The following is a 16,153-nucleotide window of genomic DNA, read 5'->3' on the forward strand; positions in this document are numbered from 1 at the left end:
CACGCGTGTATGGTGACGGTGACTGGTTATAACCAGAGATATACTGGTTATAACCAGTTTTGTCCACCCCGACACGCACGGAGGAAGAATGTCCAAGGCCGATCAGATCGTCGCCGGGCTAGGCGGCACCGACAACATCGTCGAGGTCGAAGGCTGCATCACGCGGTTGCGCGTCGAGATCAAGGACGCCACCAAGGTCGACGAGAAGGCGCTCAAGGCCGCCGGCGCGCACGGTGTCGTCAAGGCGGGCGCCGCGGTTCAGGTCGTGGTGGGACCGACCGCCGACGCACTGGCCGAAGACATCAACGATCTGCTCTGAATCACATGAGCACCCAGATCCTCTCGCCCCTCGCGGGCACCGCCATGCCGCTGTCCGAGGTCCCCGACCCGGTATTCTCCGCCGAGATGGTGGGAGCCGGCGTGGCGGTGGAACCCCTCGACACCGATGAGCCGACCACCGTGGTCGCCCCCATCGCCGGCACCCTGGTGAAACTGCACCCGCATGCCGCGGTCATCGTCTCCGACTCGGGCGCGGGCGTGCTGCTGCACGTCGGCATCGACACCGTCGGCAAGGCCGACCTGTTCCAGGTGCATGTCGAGGAGGGCGCGGCGGTGAACCAGGGTGATGCCCTGATCACCTTCTCCCCCAATGCCATTCGCCGCCTGGACCTGAGCGCCGCCGTCCCCGTGGTGGTGATGGATACCGCCCCGGGCTCCGCGCTCGAACCGGCCAGCGGTCCGATCGCGGCGGGCGCGGTGCTGTTCTCCATCTGAGAACCAACCGTCCACAGGGCAATTCGCTCGCGGGCACTCGAATCGAGTGCCCGCGAACCGCTTTCCGGGCGTCTCAGCCCGAAGTCTGATTTCCGTTGTCCTCCGCCGACACCGTCATATAGACCTGGTACCGATCGGCGCGATACCAAGACTGCGCATGCTCCACACAGCGATCCCGCGAGTAGGACATGCGGTCGAAAGCCAGTAGCGGAGAACCGAGTTCGGTGCCGAGCCAGCCCGCGTGCCGCTCATCGGCGGCCACCGCGCGCACGCTCTGCTCGGCGCGGTCGATCGGGCAGTCGTATTCCTTGGCCAGCAGCGCGTACAGCGACTGGGTGAGATCGCGTTCCAGCAGGCCGGGCAGCAGATCGGCGCGGTACCAACCGTCGTCGATGGACATGGGCAGCCCGTCGGCCAGCCGCAACCGCACCAGATGGAACGCCTTCGCGGTCGCGGTCAGACCCAGTGCCGTGACGGAGGCGGGCGGCGGCACCGCGTAATCGCTGTGCAGCACCACCGTGCTCGGGGTGCGGCCGAGGCGGCGCATATCGTCGCTGAACGAGGCCATGTGCAGCCGCGAGCGCGCCACCCGTTCGGCGACGAAGGTGCCCTTGCCGGGGATGCGGGTGATGACGCCCTCGGATTCGAGCTGACTCAACACCTCTCGCACCGTCATCCGGCTCACGCGATAGTCGTCGCACAGCTGCCGCTCACTGGGCAGCATCTCCCCCGGGCGCAGCGTCGCGCACAGGGTGGTCAACGCGGACCGCAGCTGGGCCTGTTTGGTTACGCGCCCGGCCACGTGGTCCCCGGGTGCGCCTGGTCCGCCGGGCTCATGCGCTCCTCTTACTTCTCGTTGCGGGCCTTGGGGAATCGCTTCTGCTTGGCGACCCAGCCCGCCATGCGCGCCCAGTGCCCCTTGGCCGGGGTCACCTTGGCGACGAGCTCACGCTCCCACTCCTGCGCCTCCGACAGTCCGTTCACGGCCTCGACGAGCGCCTTGGCGGCGGCCATATCGGGCACCACGCGGTCACCGAGCACACCCTCGTCACCGACCAGCGTGACACGGACGCCGATGCGCCCGAGCGGCTGCAACACCGCCGTGGCGGAGCCGCCGTTGTCGGCGACGAATCCCTTCACCGAATCGACGACGGACGGCGACAGTTTGACGGAAGCCGGGGCGGCGGTAGCGCTCATGCCGAGCAGTTTACCCATCGGTAAGACCGAGTTGATGTGCCACTGCCCACTGCACGGCCGCGCGGGTGTACAACTGGTAACCATGCGCGCCATCCAGGTTTCCGAGCACGGGGGTCCCGAGGTCCTGCGGTACACGGAGGTGCCGGACCCGGTCATCGGGCCGAAACAGCTGCTGGTCGACACCGAGGCCATCGGGATCAACTTCATCGACACCTACATTCGCACCGGGCGGTATCCGCAGAACGTGCCGTACGTTCCGGGCGCGGAGGGCACCGGCGTGGTGGCGGCGGTGGGGGCCGAGGTCACCGAGTTCCAGGCCGGTGACCGGGTGGCGTGGGCGGCCGCACCCGGCAGCTACGCAGAGCGGGTCGCGGTGGACGAGGCGGTGGCGATTCCGGTGCCCGAGGGCATCGACGCACCGGTCGCGGCCTCGGCGCTGCTGCAGGGTATGACGGCGCACTACCTGGTCGAGTCGATCTACAAGCCCGAACCGGGCGAGGCGGTGCTCGTGCACGCCGGGGCGGGCGGCGTCGGGCTGATCATCACCCAACTGCTGGCCAAGCGCGGGGTGCGGGTCCTCACCACGGTCTCCTCCGATGAGAAGGAGAAGCTCTCGCGCGAGGCCGGGGCCGCCGAGGTGCTGCGCTACGACGACGAACTGGCCTCGCGGGTGCGGGAACTCACCGGCGGCGTGGGCGTGGCCGCGGTGTACGACGGCGTGGGCGCGAGCACGTTCGAGGCCAGTCTGGCCTCGCTGCGCGTGCGCGGCATGCTCGCGCTGTTCGGCGCGGCCAGCGGGCCGGTGCCACCGTTCGACCTGCAACGCCTCAACGCTCTCGGTTCCCTGTTCGTCACCCGGCCGACGCTGGCTCACTACACCCGCGACCGGGCCGAACTGCTCTGGCGCGCCCGCGATGTCATGAACGCGATCGCCGACGGCACGCTGCGCATCCGCGTCGGCGCGACCTACCCGCTGGCCGAGGCCGAGCGAGCCCACCGGGATCTGGAGGGGCGCAAGACAACCGGTTCGATCGTGCTGCTGCCGCGCTGACGCGGGCCCGACCGGCGGCGCGGCACCGCCGGTGTCGCGACAGAGCCCGACAGTCGCGCGTGCTCGAACAGTCCCGGCCGCTCAGTAGTCCCGGCCGGTGAGTCCCCGGTAGACGAAACGGGTGATGCCCTCCACCGCCTGTTCGTCGGTGAGGTCGACGGTACCGTCCTCGACGGCTTGGAGCAGGCCGGAGGCCACCAGGAACATCATGGTGAGACTGGCGTCGGGGGTGCTGGGCAGGCGCAGGCCCGCGGCGGGAAAACCGTCGAGGTGATCGAGCACGTCCTCGCGCTGTTCGGCGGAGAAGCGGCCCATCATGCGGGCGAAGTCCTCGTTCACCAGGGCCGCCTGACTCACGGCCCGGAATACCGGCCAATGCTCGCGCGCGGCGGTCCAGTAGCCCCGAATGTGGTAGCGCACCGCCTCCGGGTCGGTGAAGTCCGGATTGTGGTCCGGGCCCTCGGCGCGTGAATCACCCTCGTCGGCAAGGTCTTTCAGCAGGGATTGGAGCAGCTCCTCCTTGCTGGCGAAGTGGTTGTAGAACGAGCCCGCCGCGCGTCCGGCCACCGCGGTGATGTCGGTGATCTTGGTGTTGAGATAGCCGCGCTCGGCGAAGAGTTTGCGGGCGGCGGCCTTGAGCGCCTGTTCGGTCTCGGCCGCCTTCTCCTGGCGTTTGCCACCCATTCGCACCACCTCCTTGACAGCGGAACGTACCAGGATCGATACTGAATTCACATTCAGTGAAACTGAGTTCATTATACGGAGTCAGCATGTCAGCACAGGTATTGATCGCCGGAGCCGGTCCGACCGGCCTCACCCTCGCCATCGACCTGGCCCGGCGCGGCATCGCCGTGCGGGTGGTCGAGCAGGCCGAGCGGTTCTTCGCCGGTTCCCGTGGCGACGGCATCCAGCCGCGCACCCTCGAGGTGTTCGACGACCTCGGCGTCCTGGACGCCGTCCTCGCCGCCGGGATGCCGCAACCGCTCGTGCGCGCCTATTTCGGCGGGGAGCTGGTGGCCGAGCGGCGGATGAGCGAGTGGCGGGAGCCGAGTTCCGCTGTGCCCTACCCGAATCCGTGGGTGCTCGGACAGTCCGATACCGAAGGCATCCTGCGGGACCGGCTGGCGCGGCTCGGGGTGGTGGTCGAACTGTCCACGGCGCTCGTCGATTTCACCCAGGACGGAGACGGCGTGACCGCCACGCTGTCGGCTCCGGCCGGGACCGAAACCGTGCGGGTGGACTATCTGATCGGCGCGGACGGCGGACGCAGCACGGTACGCAAGCGACTCGGCATCCCCTTCGAGGGCAGCACCGACGAATCGGTGCGCATGCTGCTCGGCGACGTGCGCGCCGATGCCCTCGACCACGACTTCGGCTACTGGTTCGCCGAGGCGGACGCGCCCATGGACGGAATCGTGCTGTCCCCCTTGCCCGGTGGGCGGCACTTCCAGTTCGGGACGCGGCTGCACGGTGACGCCGCACCGAGCCTGGAGGTCTTGCAGGGCTACGTCGACCGGCTCGCCCACCGGCCCGAGGTGGTGCTGAGCGACCTCGCCTGGTCGACGGTGTGGCGGCCGAATATCCGTCTCGCCCAGCGGTTCCGGGAGGGACGGGTGTTCCTCGCGGGCGATGCCGCCCACGTGCACCCGCCGACCGGTGGGCAAGGGTTGAACACCGGCGTCCAGGATGCCTACAACCTGGGCTGGAAGCTCGCGGCGGCGCTGCGCGGTCCGGGCGCCGAGGCGGAGGCGCTGCTGGACAGCTACCAGGCCGAGCGGCGCGCGGTGGCGGCGCGGGTGTTGGGGGTGAGCACCGAACTGCTCGACAAGACCATGGACGGGGCCGCGGACGCCATGAACCGGGGCGAGGAAACTCATCAGCTCGATATCTCCTATCGAGACCTGATGGCGCACAACTCGACCGATCGCGCACTGCGGGCGGGCGATCGCGCGCCCGACGCTCCGCTGGTGGACGCGGCGCGGCGACGGGTTCGGCTGTTCGAACTCTTCCGGGGTCCGCACTCGACGCTGCTGCTGTTCGGGGCGGACCGGGCTCCGGCCGCCGAGGCGGGGGTGCGGGTCGTGCCCATCGTGCGCGAGCACGGGGTCGGCGACGCGCTCGGCGACCCCGACGGGGATGCGTTCCGCGCTTACGATGCCGTGGACGGGACCCGGGTGCTCGTCCGTCCCGACGGGTATGTCGCCGATCGCGTGGGTTGAACGCTGCGCGCACGCCTCGGCAACCACGTCCTCGACCGACCGGTTCGTCTGAAATGCCGCCTCGGCCACCCCTGCCGCCGTCACCTCCCGAGCCGGACATCCCGGGCGGTTCGCCCGTGATCACCTCCCGCGCGCGACAAGGCCGGCGACATGCTGGATGATCTTGCTGCCGCACAAGACGATTCGCCGCGACCATTCGGACGAGCCCGTATGGTGGGTCTCGGCGACCGTGGGTGCGGCCGACACGGGATGAGGCATCGGTCAGAGGTGAGTCTGCATTGTTGGTGAAGGTCCGGAACGACGATCCGTCGCGCCTTTCGAGCACCGAACGGACCGTCGTCAATTGGCTCAAATCGTGGAGCGGGCCGCATGCCGTACCCGGGATCGCGGTGGTGCAGTGCCAGGACGCCGACGTGGTGGTGTGGACGCCGCAGACCTGCGTGGTGATCGCGGTGCACGGGTTCACCGAACGCGTGAACGGCACCCTGCACTGCGCCGAGGACGAACCGTGGACGGTGGACGACGACCCCGCCCCGGTCGACGGTGACGGCAATCCCCTGGAACGGGTGCGACGGCAGACCACCGAACTCGCCCGGCAGCTGCGCGCCGCCCCCGGACGCGAACATGTGCCGGTCAGCGGGCTGGTGCTGCTGGTGCCGCAGCTGGGCAGCCGGCTGAAGCTGACCAAGGGCGCCATGCCGCCCGGTATCGACGTGCTGCTCGGCGACGGCCCGTCCTCGCTGCGCGCCTACTTCACCGGCCTGGCCGACGGCGCGGACCCGGCCTGGGATGCCGCCCAGGTCGGGCAGGCCCTGGGCGCGCTCGGTTTCGCCGCCGCGGCCACCCACTCGGACCTGGTCCTCGAGGGCTTCGATCCCCCGGCCGCCAACCGCACCCCGCCACCACCCACCTCGGTACCCGCCCGCTCCGTACCATCCGTGCCCGTCGCCGCGCCCGAACCCCCGGAGCCACCACACGGTGAAGGCACCGTGACCGGAGTCGTACCCGGCCCGGCGGCCGTACCGGTGCGCAACCCCATCCCCGGCACCGCGCCGGGCGGACAACACCCCGCCCCCGGCACCGCGCCGGGCGGACAGCAACCTGTCCCCGGCACCGCGCCGGGCGGACAGCAACCTGTCCCCGGCACCGCGCCGGGCGGACAACACCCCATCCCCGGCACCGCATCGGGCGGGCAGCAGGGCTCGTGGCAGGAATCCGGAACCGTGGGCATGCCGGGAGGTCGCCCGGGGCCGCACGGCGCGTCCAGCGCAACCGGCATGGCTCCGGAAGGACGCGGCGGCGCACAGCGCGAATCCGGCTCCGGCAAGAAGGGGAAGATCGCGAGCGGTGCCGCCGCGGCAGCAGCCGCCGCCGGAGCGGCCGCCGCCGCGCTGCGCGGCTCGCGCGACCGGGGAAACGACACGGACACGGCCGGTGCGGGATCACGGGATTCGGGCACCGCCGCAGGCGATTCCACCGCGGGCGCGTCGAGCCCGGACGCGGGAGCCGAAACATACGGCCGGTCGGGAACTTCCCAGCCACCCGGCCGCACCGGAAGTGACCCATACGGGCCCGAGGGCGGTATGGGATCTTCCACCGAATCCTCCGACTACCCTCGGTCCGAGACAGCCGCCCACGGTGCCGAGTCCATGGGTGGACGATCGGCGGCGGGCGATCCCGGCCGATCCGGGCAGGGCCGCCCGGCCACCGGAGACCTGGATCGCGGCCCGACAGGAACCACAGGCCACGATCCCAGCGGATACCACCAACCCGGCGGCGCTGCACCAGGTTTCGATCAACCGGGCAGTGCCACCCAAGGCTTCGACCACCCCGGCGGCACCACCTCGGACCCCGGCCACGCCGGTGGTACCGCCTCGGGCTCCGGCCACCCCGGCACCGCTGCAAGTTCCGGCCAACCCGGTACTGCATCCGGCTCCGGCCACCCCGGCAGCACCGCTGCAGGTTCCGGCCAACCCGGTACAGCCTCTGGCTCCGGCCAGCCCGGCGGCACCGCTGCGGGTTCCGGCCACGCCGGTGGTGGCGCGTCAGGGTCGGGCCGATCCGGTACCGCACCGATGGGTGCGGCTGGGGCGCTGCTGACCGGTGCGGCGGGCGCAGCCGCCGCGGGCCGGGGCCGAGCGGGACAGACGTCGAGCTCGGGCGGGCAACCGCCGCCGGGCAGCCCGATGCCCGTGGGCGCGCCGGGCGCGCGTTCCGGGGAGCCCGGTCGCGCCCCCTCCGGTCCCCCGCCCTCGGGCCAGGGCTTCCCGCTGTGGGAGAACGCGCAGCCCACGGCATCACGCCGCCGCCGGCGAGACCTCCCCACGGTAGCGGCCCTGGTCCTGGTCTTCCTGATCCTGTCCGTGGCCGTCATGTGCACGGGCAGCATCGGCAGCAGCACCGGCGAGGACCGCACCCCCGAACGGACGACCACGGTCCGCACCACCACCCCGACCAGCACCGATCCGACCATCCCGGCGACCACCGTCGGCCCGGCCTGCTTCCCGTTCCAGCCCGGGTGCTGACAGCGCAACCGCGCTGTCAGCCCATCTGCACCACCGCGGCCGTGACACGGCGGACCAGGGGCAGCACCAGCAGTAGGGTCGGGAAGGCGATGAGCCAGGACACTCCCCAGGCGCGCAGCCAGATGCCGAGGAAACCGGCGTCGAAGCCGCGGCCGTTCACGGTGCTGATGAACGACACCACCAGTGTCATCAGGATCGACAGCAGGAGCGGCAAGACGACCGACGCGTAGCGTGCGGGGAGTTTGCGGGACGTGGTGTGCGATGCCGAAGAATTCATCATGTCCTCCGAAAGCGTAGGAATACCAATAGCGATCGCTCCGCATGGGACGGAGCGGGTGCGTTGATTGGCGTTAACGCTTACGGCGATGAAGATCGCGTCGTGATAGTAGAACAGGGCGCGGGGGCGGGGCAATTCCGATCGGGAACGAGACGAGCCCGCCGCTCGCGCGACGGGCTCGGGACGTTCGGAATCCGGCTCAGCCGAACAGGGTCTCGCCGAGGGTGGTCCACCCCAGTACCGAGTCCACCGCCAGGCCGCAGAACACCACGGCCAGATAGTTGTTGGACTGCAGGAACAGTCGCAGCGGTTTGACCGATTCCCCGCGCCGCACACCGGAATACAGCTGATGTGCCATGAGCAGGAACCACGCGCCCGCCACCAGCGCGGTCGCGGCGTAGATCACACCGGCGGCGGGCACCAGCGCGAAGGTGGCCAGCACCGTGAGCCAGGTGTAGATGACGATCTGCTTGGTGACCGCCTGCTCGGTGGCCACCACCGGCAGCATGGGCACCCCGGCCGCCCGGTAGTCCTCCTTGTAGCGCATGGCCAGCGCCCAGGTGTGCGGCGGCGTCCAGAAGAAGATCACCAAGAACAGCACGATGGCCGGCCACCCCACCGAACCCGTGACCGCGGACCAGCCGACCAGCGCGGGCATACAGCCGGCCGCACCGCCCCACACCACATTCTGCGAGGTCCGACGCTTGAGACCGAGGGTGTAGACGAAGACGTAGAACAGGATCGTCGCCACCACCAGCGCACCGCTGAGCAGATTCGCCTGCCACCACAGCCACGCGAAGGACGCCAACCCCAGCGTGATGCCGAAGATCGCGGCATTGCGGGTCGGTACCGCCTCGCGCGCCAGCGGCCGCTTGGAGGTCCGCTTCATCACCTTGTCGATATCGGCGTCGGCGACACAGTTGAGGGTGTTCGCACTCGCCGCACCCATCCAGCCGCCGAACAGCGTGGCCAGAATGAGGCGGATGTCGACGTGACCGCGGTCGGCCAGCAGCATGGTGGGAATGGTGGCGACGAGCAGCAGCTCGATCACGCGCGGCTTGGTCAGCGCGATATAGGCGAGTACACGCCGCGCCGCCGCCGACAGCGGGCCACTGCCCGTCACGCGGTCGGCCAGCACCGTGCCGGAGGAGCCGTGCGCCCCACCCGGTTGTTGCCCAATCCGCACTGTTTCTCCTCGCACAACGTGCATGTTGATCCGGTCGTGGAACTAGCAGCGCGCTCGAACATCGACGACGACTGGAGCCCAGTGCGGCGCGGCCACTACTACACAGCATGGTAGACCGTGGGCGACAGCACTCTCGCCCAGGTATGGGCGTGGGTTGCCCGAGACCGCATCGCGACTCGGGTCCCGAGCGGTCACGAACGGGTCCGCGCGAAGCAACGAACATACGACACGGCGGCCGGTGAACGCGGGTTCTTGTACGGCGCCGAAACGGTCACCCTTAGGGTGGTGGGTGTCGGTGCGGAGCTTCGCACCGCAGCGCCCCGCAGCGAACCCACAACCGCATCGTTGACGAAAAGGTCAGGAGAACCTCGGTCGTGTCAGTCACAGACGACATCCGCGCCCTCACCCAGCCCCGCCACCCCGCCGACTGGACCGACGTCGACACCAGGGCCGTCGACACCGCCCGGGTCCTCGCCGCCGACGCGGTGCAGAACGCGGGCAACGGCCATCCCGGCACCGCGATGAGCCTCGCCCCGCTGGCGTACACGCTGTTCCAGCGTGTGATGCGGCACGATCCGAGCGATCCGAAGTGGGTGGGGCGCGACCGTTTCGTCCTGTCCTGCGGGCATTCCAGCCTGACCCTCTACATCCAGCTGTACCTGGCCGGTTTCGGCCTGGAGCTGGACGATCTGGTCAACCTGCGCAAGTGGGGTTCGCTCACCCCGGGCCACCCGGAGTACCGGCACACCGACGGCGTCGAGATCACCACCGGCCCGCTCGGCCAGGGCCTGGCCTCCGCGGTGGGCATGGCCATGGCGGCCCGGCGCGAGCGCGGCCTGTTCGATCCGTCCGCCGCGCAGGGTGAGAGCGCCTTCGACCACTACATCTACGTGGTGGCCTCCGACGGCGACATGGAGGAGGGCGTCACCTCCGAGGCGTCCTCGCTCGCCGGCACCCAGCAGCTGGGCAACCTCATCGTCTTCTACGACGACAACCGCATCTCCATCGAGGACGACACCCGCATCGCCTTCACCGAGGACGTCGCCGCGCGCTACCGCGCCTACGGCTGGGACGTGCAGGTGGTCGAGGGCGGCGAAGACGTGGTCGCCCTGGAGGCGGCCGTGGCGCACGCCCAGAGCGTGACCGACAAGCCGTCGATCGTCCTGCTGCGCACCATCATCGGCTACCCGGCCCCGAACAAGATGAACACCGGGGCCTCGCACGGCGCGGCGCTGGGCGCGGACGAGGTCGCGGCCACCAAGAAGGTGCTCGGCTTCGATCCGGACAAGACCTTCGACGTCGACGCGGCCGTGATCGCGCACACCCGCGGCAATGCCGCCGACCGCGCCAAGACGGCCAAGGCCGCCTGGCAGGAGCGGTTCGACGCCTGGGCCGCCGCCAATCCGGAGAACAAGGCGCTGTTCGACCGGCTCCAGGAGCGTCGCCTGCCCGCGGGCTGGACCGACGTGCTGCCGGTGCACGCGCCCGATGCGAGCGGTATGGCCACCCGCAAGGCGTCCGGCAAGGTCCTCGCGGCGCTCGCGCCGGTGCTGCCGGAGCTGTGGGGCGGTTCGGCCGACCTCGCCGAATCCAACAACACGACCATGCCGGACGTGCCGTCCTTCGGCCCGGAGTCCATCTCCACCGGGATGTGGAAGGCCGATCCGTACGGCCGCACCCTGCACTTCGGTGTGCGTGAGCACGCCATGGGCTCGATCCTGAACGGCATCGCCCTGCACGGACCGACCCGTCCGTACGGCGGCACCTTCCTGGTGTTCTCCGACTACATGCGGCCCGCCGTGCGTCTGGGCGCGCTCATGCGCACCCCGGTCACCTACGTGTGGACCCACGACTCCATCGGCCTCGGCGAGGACGGCCCCACCCACCAGCCGATCGAGCACCTGGCCGCGCTGCGCGCCATTCCGGGCCTGAACGTGGTGCGCCCGGGTGACGCCAACGAGACCACCTACGCCTGGCGCACCATCTTGGAGCGCGATTCCGCCGAGCGCGACTCGCACTTCCTGGTGTCCGAGCCCGCACACCAGGACGGCCCGTCCGCGCTGGCGCTGACCCGCCAGAACCTGCCGGTCCTGGAGGGCACCTCCTACGAGGGTGTCGCCAAGGGCGGCTACATCCTGGCCGAATCCTCCACCGGCACACCGCAGGTGATCCTCATCGCCACCGGCTCGGAGCTGCACCTCGCGGTCGAGGCGCGCACTACGCTGGAGGCGCAGGGCATCGGTACCCGCGTGGTGTCCATGCCGTGCGTGGAATGGTTCGACGCGCAGGATCAGGCGTACCGCGACTCCGTGCTGCCGCCCTCGGTGCGCGCACGGGTGGTCGTGGAGGCCGGGATCGCGATGCCGTGGTACCGCTTCGTCGGCGAGGCCGGGGAGATCGTCTCCATCGAGCACTTCGGCGCGTCGGCCGACTACAAAACACTGTTCCGCGAGTTCGGCATCACCTCCGAGGCCGTTGTCGCAGCCGCAACCCGCTCCCTCGACAAGGTGAAGGGATAGCCACCATGACCCAGAACCCGAACACCGCGGCGCTGTACGCCGCGGGTGTCTCGGTGTGGCTCGACGATCTGTCGCGCGACCGCATCCAATCCGGCAATCTCGCCGAACTGATCGCGACCCGCAATGTCGTCGGTGTCACCACCAATCCGACCATCTTCCAGGGCGCGCTCAGCAAGGGCCACGCCTACGACGCCCAGGTGCGCGAGCTCGCCGCCCAGCGCGCGGACGCCGATCAGGCCGTGCGCGTCATCACCACCGACGACGTGCGCGCCGCCTGCGACGTGCTGGCCGAGGTGTACGAGCACACCGGCGGACTGGACGGCCGCGTCTCCATCGAGGTCGATCCGCGGCTGGCCTTCGACACCGACGGCACCGTGGCGCAGGCCGTGGAGCTGTGGAAGATCGTGGACCGGCCCAATCTGTTCATCAAGATTCCGGCCACCGAAGCGGGACTGCCCGCCATCACGCGCGTGATCGGCGAGGGCATCAGTGTGAACGTCACCCTCATCTTCTCGGTGGCGCGGTACAAGTCGGTCATGGGCGCCTACCTCGACGGTCTGCGCAACGCGAAGGTGCAGGGCCGAGATCTGGCCAAGATCCAGTCCGTCGCCTCGTTCTTCGTCTCCCGCGTGGACACCGAGATCGACAAGCGGCTCGAGGCCATCGGCACCCCGGAGGCCCTCGCCCTGCGCGGCAAGGCCGGAATCGCCAACGCGCGCTTGGCGTATGCCGCCTACCAGGACGTGTTCGACGGCGGCAAGCACACCTCCACCTACAACCACCTGGCCTCGGCGGGCGCGAACAAGCAGCGCGCGCTGTGGGCGTCGACCGGGGTGAAGAACCCGGAGTACTCCGACACCATGTACGTCACCGAACTGGTGGCCCCGAACACGGTGAACACGCTGCCGGAGAAGACCCTCGAGGCCGTGGCCGACCACGCGGAGATCCGAGGCGACACCGTCTCCGGCACCGCCGCCGACGCCGCGCAGGTCTTCGACGAACTCGCGGCCGTCGGCATCGACCTCGACGATGTGTTCCGGGTGCTGGAGACCGAGGGCGTGGACAAGTTCGTCACCTCGTGGAACGAACTGCTCACGGCGACAACCGAACAGCTCACGGCGGCCGGAGGCAACTGAACGTGACCGGCGCGCCGACGACGGTCACGACGGGGAATCCGCTCCGCGACGAGCGGGACAGCCGGGTTCCCCGGATCGCTGGACCGTGCAGCATGGTGATCTTCGGGGTGACCGGTGACCTGTCGCGGCGCAAGTTGCTGCCGGCCATCTACGACCTGGCGAACCGGGGGCTGCTGCCTCCCGGTTTCGCTCTGGTCGGCTTCGCCCGACGGGATATGAGCGACGACGAATTCGCCGATCTCGTCCACGAATCGATCAAATCCTCCGCTCGCACCACCTTCCGCGAGGAGGTGTGGCAACAGCTGCGCGAGGGATTGCGGTTCGTCCAGGGCACTTTCGAGGACGACGGCGCCTTCCATCGGCTGGCCACCACCCTCAAGGATCTCGACCGGGATCGCGGGACGGGCGGCAATCACGCCTTCTACCTGGCGATTCCACCAACCGAGTTCCCGGTCGTACTGGATCAGCTGTCGAAGAACGGGCTGGCCCAACCGGCTCCGGGGGCGGGCGATCCCGCACCCTGGCGACGGGTGGTGATCGAGAAGCCGTTCGGACACGACCTGGACAGCGCGCAGGAGCTCAACGCCCTGGTGAACCGGGTGTTCCCGGAGCAGACGGTGTTCCGCATCGACCACTACCTGGGCAAGGAGACGGTGCAGAACATCCTGGCGCTGCGCTTCGCGAACCAGCTGTTCGATCCGATCTGGAATGCCAACTACGTCGACCATGTGCAGATCACCATGGCCGAGGACATCGGATTGGGCGGTCGCGCCGGGTATTACGACGGTATCGGGGCCGCCCGCGACGTCATCCAGAACCATCTGCTGCAACTGCTGGCGCTCACCGCCATGGAGGAACCGGTGAGCTTCCAGCCCAAGCAGCTGCAGATCGAGAAGATCAAGGTGCTCTCGGCGACCAAACTCGTCGAACCCCTGGACGAGACGACCGCGCGCGGGCAGTACACGGCGGGCTGGCAGGGCAGTGAGCCCGTGGCCGGACTGCTGCAGGAGGAGGGCTTCGACCCCAACTCCAAGACCGAGACCTACGCCGCCATCACCCTCGCCGTGGAGACCCGCCGCTGGGCCGGTGTGCCGTTCTATCTGCGCACCGGAAAACGCCTGGGCCGCAGGGTGACCGAGATCGCGGTGGTGTTCAAACGGGCTCCGCATCTGCCCTTCGACCAGACCATGACCGAGGAGCTCGGCCAGAACGCGCTGGTCATCCGGGTGCAGCCGGATGAGGGCATCACCATGCGGTTCGGGTCCAAGGTGCCCGGCTCCAGCATGGAGGTCCGCGACGTGAACATGGACTTCTCCTACGGCGAGGCGTTCACCGAGGACTCCCCCGAGGCGTACGAGCGGCTCATCCTCGATGTGCTGCTCGGGGTGCCCTCGCTGTTCCCGGTCAACGAGGAGGTCGAATTGTCCTGGCGCATCCTCGATCCCGTTCTCGAACGCTGGGCGGCCGACGGGCGGCCCGAACCGTACGAGGCGGGCACCTGGGGTCCGGAATCGGCCGACGAGATGCTCGCACGCAGCGGGCGGGAATGGCGGCGGCCGTGATCATCGATATGCCGGATACGGATACCCGCGAGGTATCCAAACGCCTCATCTCGCTGCGCGAGGCCAATGGCGTGATCACCGTGGGCCGGGTGCTCACCCTGGTGGTGTGCACCCTGGACAGCTCCGAGGCCGAGGACGCCATCGAGGCGGCCAACGACGCCAGCCGCGAACACCCCTGCCGCGTCATCGTGCTGGCGCGCGGGGATCGCACCGCGGCGACCCGGCTGGACGCGCAGATCCGGGTCGGCGGTGACGCGGGCGCGGCCGAGGTGATAGTACTGCGGCTGCAGGGCGATCTGGTCTCCCACGAGGCCAGCGTGGTCACCCCGTTCCTGCTGCCGGACACCCCGGTGGTGGCGTGGTGGCCGCGCGGCGCACCGGAGTTCCCGTCCAAGGACGCGGTGGGCCGCCTGGCGACCCGTCGCATCACCGACGCCACCTTCGCACCGGATCCGCAGGCCACGATCAAGAAGCGGCGCAACGCCTACGCACCCGGCGATACCGATCTGGCGTGGAGCCGGGTCACCTACTGGCGGGCGCTGCTGGCCGCCGCGCTCGACGAGGCCCCGTTCGAACCCGTGGAGTCCGTGACCGTGTCGGGTCTGCGGGACGAACCGGCCCTGGACATGCTGGCGGGCTGGTTGGCCGCGCGGCTGTCCTGCCCGGTGGTGCGCCGGTCCGGTGACCTGAAGGTCGAGATCCGCAGGCCCACGGTATCGATCGCGATCTCGCGCCCGCAGGAGGGTCGCACCGCGACCCTGGCCCGCACCGGGGAGCCGTCGCAGCGCTTCGCACTGGCGCGCCGGGAGACCCGGGACTGTCTGGCGGAGGAGCTGCGGCACCTGGAAGCCGACGACATCTACGCCGAAGCCCTCACCGGCATCGAAAGGGTGACCTATGAGTAAGCCCGCCGTCGAAACCTTCACCGGCACCGAGGATCTGGTCGAGGCCGCCGCCGCGCGGTTCGTCGCCCAGGTGGTCGAGGCCCAGCGGCTGCGCGGGTCGGCATCGGTGGTGCTGACCGGCGGCGGCACCGGCATCGGCCTGCTCGAGGTGGTGCGCCGGGCACCCGGGGAGATCGACTGGTCGCGTATCGACATCTACTGGGGTGACGAACGATTCCTGCCCGCCGACGATCCGGAACGCAATGACCTGCAAGCCCGGCGGGCGCTGCTGGATCATGTGCCGGTGGACCCCTCCCGCGTACATCCGGTGGCCACCTCCGATGGCGAGTACCCGGATCCGGTCGAGGCCGCCGCCGAGTACTCGGCCGCCGTGCACGCCCATCTCACCGAGCATGACTCTTTCGACCTGCACCTGCTCGGCATGGGCGGTGAGGGACACGTCAATTCGCTGTTCCCCCATACCGATGCCGTGCGCGAGGAGCACGAACTCGTGGTGGCGGTGACGGATTCGCCGAAACCCCCGCCGGTGCGGGTGACGTTGACGCTGCCTGCGGTGCATCGCGCCCGCCACGTGCTGCTGGTGGTCTCCGGCGCGGCCAAGGCCGCCGCGGTGGCCGCGGCTCTCAATGGCGCTTCGCCCCTGGAGATTCCGTCGGCCGGTGCGGTCGGCGCGGAGTCCACCACCTGGCTGCTCGACGAGGCCGCCGCCGCCGATCTGCCGCGCTGATCGCGTCCGGCTGATGTAGGGCGGTGCGGATTGCCGCCCACGCTTGCCCGGACCACTCGGCGGGCGTTGGCATTC

At 69.7% G+C, this 16,153-nt stretch carries 15 protein-coding genes; 10 read left to right on the plus strand and 5 right to left on the minus strand.

The features are described 5' to 3' along the window. The first annotated feature begins 88 nt into the window (after positions 1-88). Complete coding sequence (locus ON31_RS17295; RefSeq protein WP_039814894.1) at positions 89-319, plus strand: PTS sugar transporter subunit IIB; 231 nt, start codon at positions 89-91, stop codon at positions 317-319. Positions 320-324: 5 nt separating this feature from the next. Beyond that, a complete protein-coding gene (locus ON31_RS17300) occupies positions 325-774 on the plus strand; it encodes a PTS sugar transporter subunit IIA (protein WP_039814895.1) in 450 nt (149 codons plus the stop codon). Between the two features lie 73 nt (positions 775-847). Here the strand turns inward: ON31_RS17300 and ON31_RS17305 are convergent, their stop codons facing one another. Together ON31_RS17305 and ON31_RS17310 are read right to left on the minus strand one after the other, a co-directional pair. Next, positions 848-1,576 (minus strand): GntR family transcriptional regulator, encoded by a 729-nt coding sequence (locus ON31_RS17305; protein ID WP_039814897.1) that lies wholly within the window; start codon positions 1,574-1,576, stop codon positions 848-850. 44 nt (positions 1,577-1,620) lie between these two features. Further along, positions 1,621-1,971 (minus strand): hypothetical protein, encoded by a 351-nt coding sequence (locus tag ON31_RS17310; protein WP_039815106.1) that lies wholly within the window; start codon positions 1,969-1,971, stop codon positions 1,621-1,623. 82 nt (positions 1,972-2,053) lie between these two features. Between ON31_RS17310 and ON31_RS17315 the strand changes: the two genes are divergently transcribed. Then, positions 2,054-3,022, plus strand: coding sequence for a quinone oxidoreductase family protein (locus ON31_RS17315; protein ID WP_039815108.1), 969 nt, complete (start codon positions 2,054-2,056; stop codon positions 3,020-3,022). An 81-nt stretch (positions 3,023-3,103) separates the two neighbouring features. Here the strand turns inward: ON31_RS17315 and ON31_RS17320 are convergent, their stop codons facing one another. Beyond that, positions 3,104-3,706 carry a TetR/AcrR family transcriptional regulator gene (locus ON31_RS17320; RefSeq protein ID WP_039815110.1) on the minus strand — a complete coding sequence of 201 codons (603 nt, stop codon included), beginning with the start codon at positions 3,704-3,706 and terminating at the stop codon, positions 3,104-3,106. A gap of 86 nt (positions 3,707-3,792) precedes the next feature. On the opposite strand from ON31_RS17320, the gene ON31_RS17325 reads away from it, so the two are divergent. Both ON31_RS17325 and ON31_RS37300 read left to right on the plus strand, forming a co-directional pair. Next, a complete protein-coding gene (locus ON31_RS17325) occupies positions 3,793-5,241 on the plus strand; it encodes an FAD-dependent monooxygenase (protein ID WP_039814899.1) in 1,449 nt (482 codons plus the stop codon). 284 nt (positions 5,242-5,525) lie between these two features. After that, positions 5,526-7,766, plus strand: a complete 2,241-nt coding sequence (locus ON31_RS37300; protein WP_147287160.1) for an NERD domain-containing protein — start codon at positions 5,526-5,528, stop codon at positions 7,764-7,766. A 16-nt stretch (positions 7,767-7,782) separates the two neighbouring features. Here ON31_RS37300 and ON31_RS17335 read toward each other — a convergent pair whose 3' ends face one another. Continuing rightward, entirely contained in the window at positions 7,783-8,046 is a 264-nt protein-coding gene (locus tag ON31_RS17335; RefSeq protein WP_172544807.1) for a DUF2798 domain-containing protein, read from the minus strand. Between the two features lie 196 nt (positions 8,047-8,242). Beyond that, on the minus strand, positions 8,243-9,181 hold the full coding sequence (locus tag ON31_RS17340; RefSeq protein WP_085996436.1) for a heme o synthase: 939 nt from the start codon (positions 9,179-9,181) through the stop codon (positions 8,243-8,245). Between the two features lie 422 nt (positions 9,182-9,603). Between ON31_RS17340 and tkt the strand changes: the two genes are divergently transcribed. From tkt to pgl, 5 genes are read left to right on the plus strand one after another with little or no spacing between them, the layout of a single operon-like run. Further along, complete coding sequence (tkt, locus tag ON31_RS17345; RefSeq protein ID WP_039814904.1) at positions 9,604-11,748, plus strand: transketolase; 2,145 nt, start codon at positions 9,604-9,606, stop codon at positions 11,746-11,748. Between the two features lie 5 nt (positions 11,749-11,753). Then, entirely contained in the window at positions 11,754-12,884 is a 1,131-nt protein-coding gene (tal, locus tag ON31_RS17350) for a transaldolase (RefSeq protein WP_039814906.1), read from the plus strand. Positions 12,885-12,886: 2 nt separating this feature from the next. Further along, positions 12,887-14,446, plus strand: a complete 1,560-nt coding sequence (gene zwf / locus ON31_RS17355) for a glucose-6-phosphate dehydrogenase (protein ID WP_039814907.1) — start codon at positions 12,887-12,889, stop codon at positions 14,444-14,446. Beyond that, positions 14,443-15,351: a glucose-6-phosphate dehydrogenase assembly protein OpcA gene (gene opcA / locus ON31_RS17360; protein ID WP_174385109.1), complete on the plus strand. Its 909-nt coding sequence runs from the start codon at positions 14,443-14,445 to the stop codon at positions 15,349-15,351. Before zwf ends, opcA begins: the two co-directional genes overlap by 4 nt. After that, complete coding sequence (gene pgl, locus ON31_RS17365; RefSeq protein ID WP_039814912.1) at positions 15,344-16,078, plus strand: 6-phosphogluconolactonase; 735 nt, start codon at positions 15,344-15,346, stop codon at positions 16,076-16,078. Before opcA ends, pgl begins: the two co-directional genes overlap by 8 nt. Positions 16,079-16,153 lie beyond the last annotated feature (75 nt).

Source organism: Nocardia otitidiscaviarum NBRC 14405 (assembly GCF_000308635.1).
Classification (GTDB): domain Bacteria; phylum Actinomycetota; class Actinomycetes; order Mycobacteriales; family Mycobacteriaceae; genus Nocardia; species Nocardia otitidiscaviarum.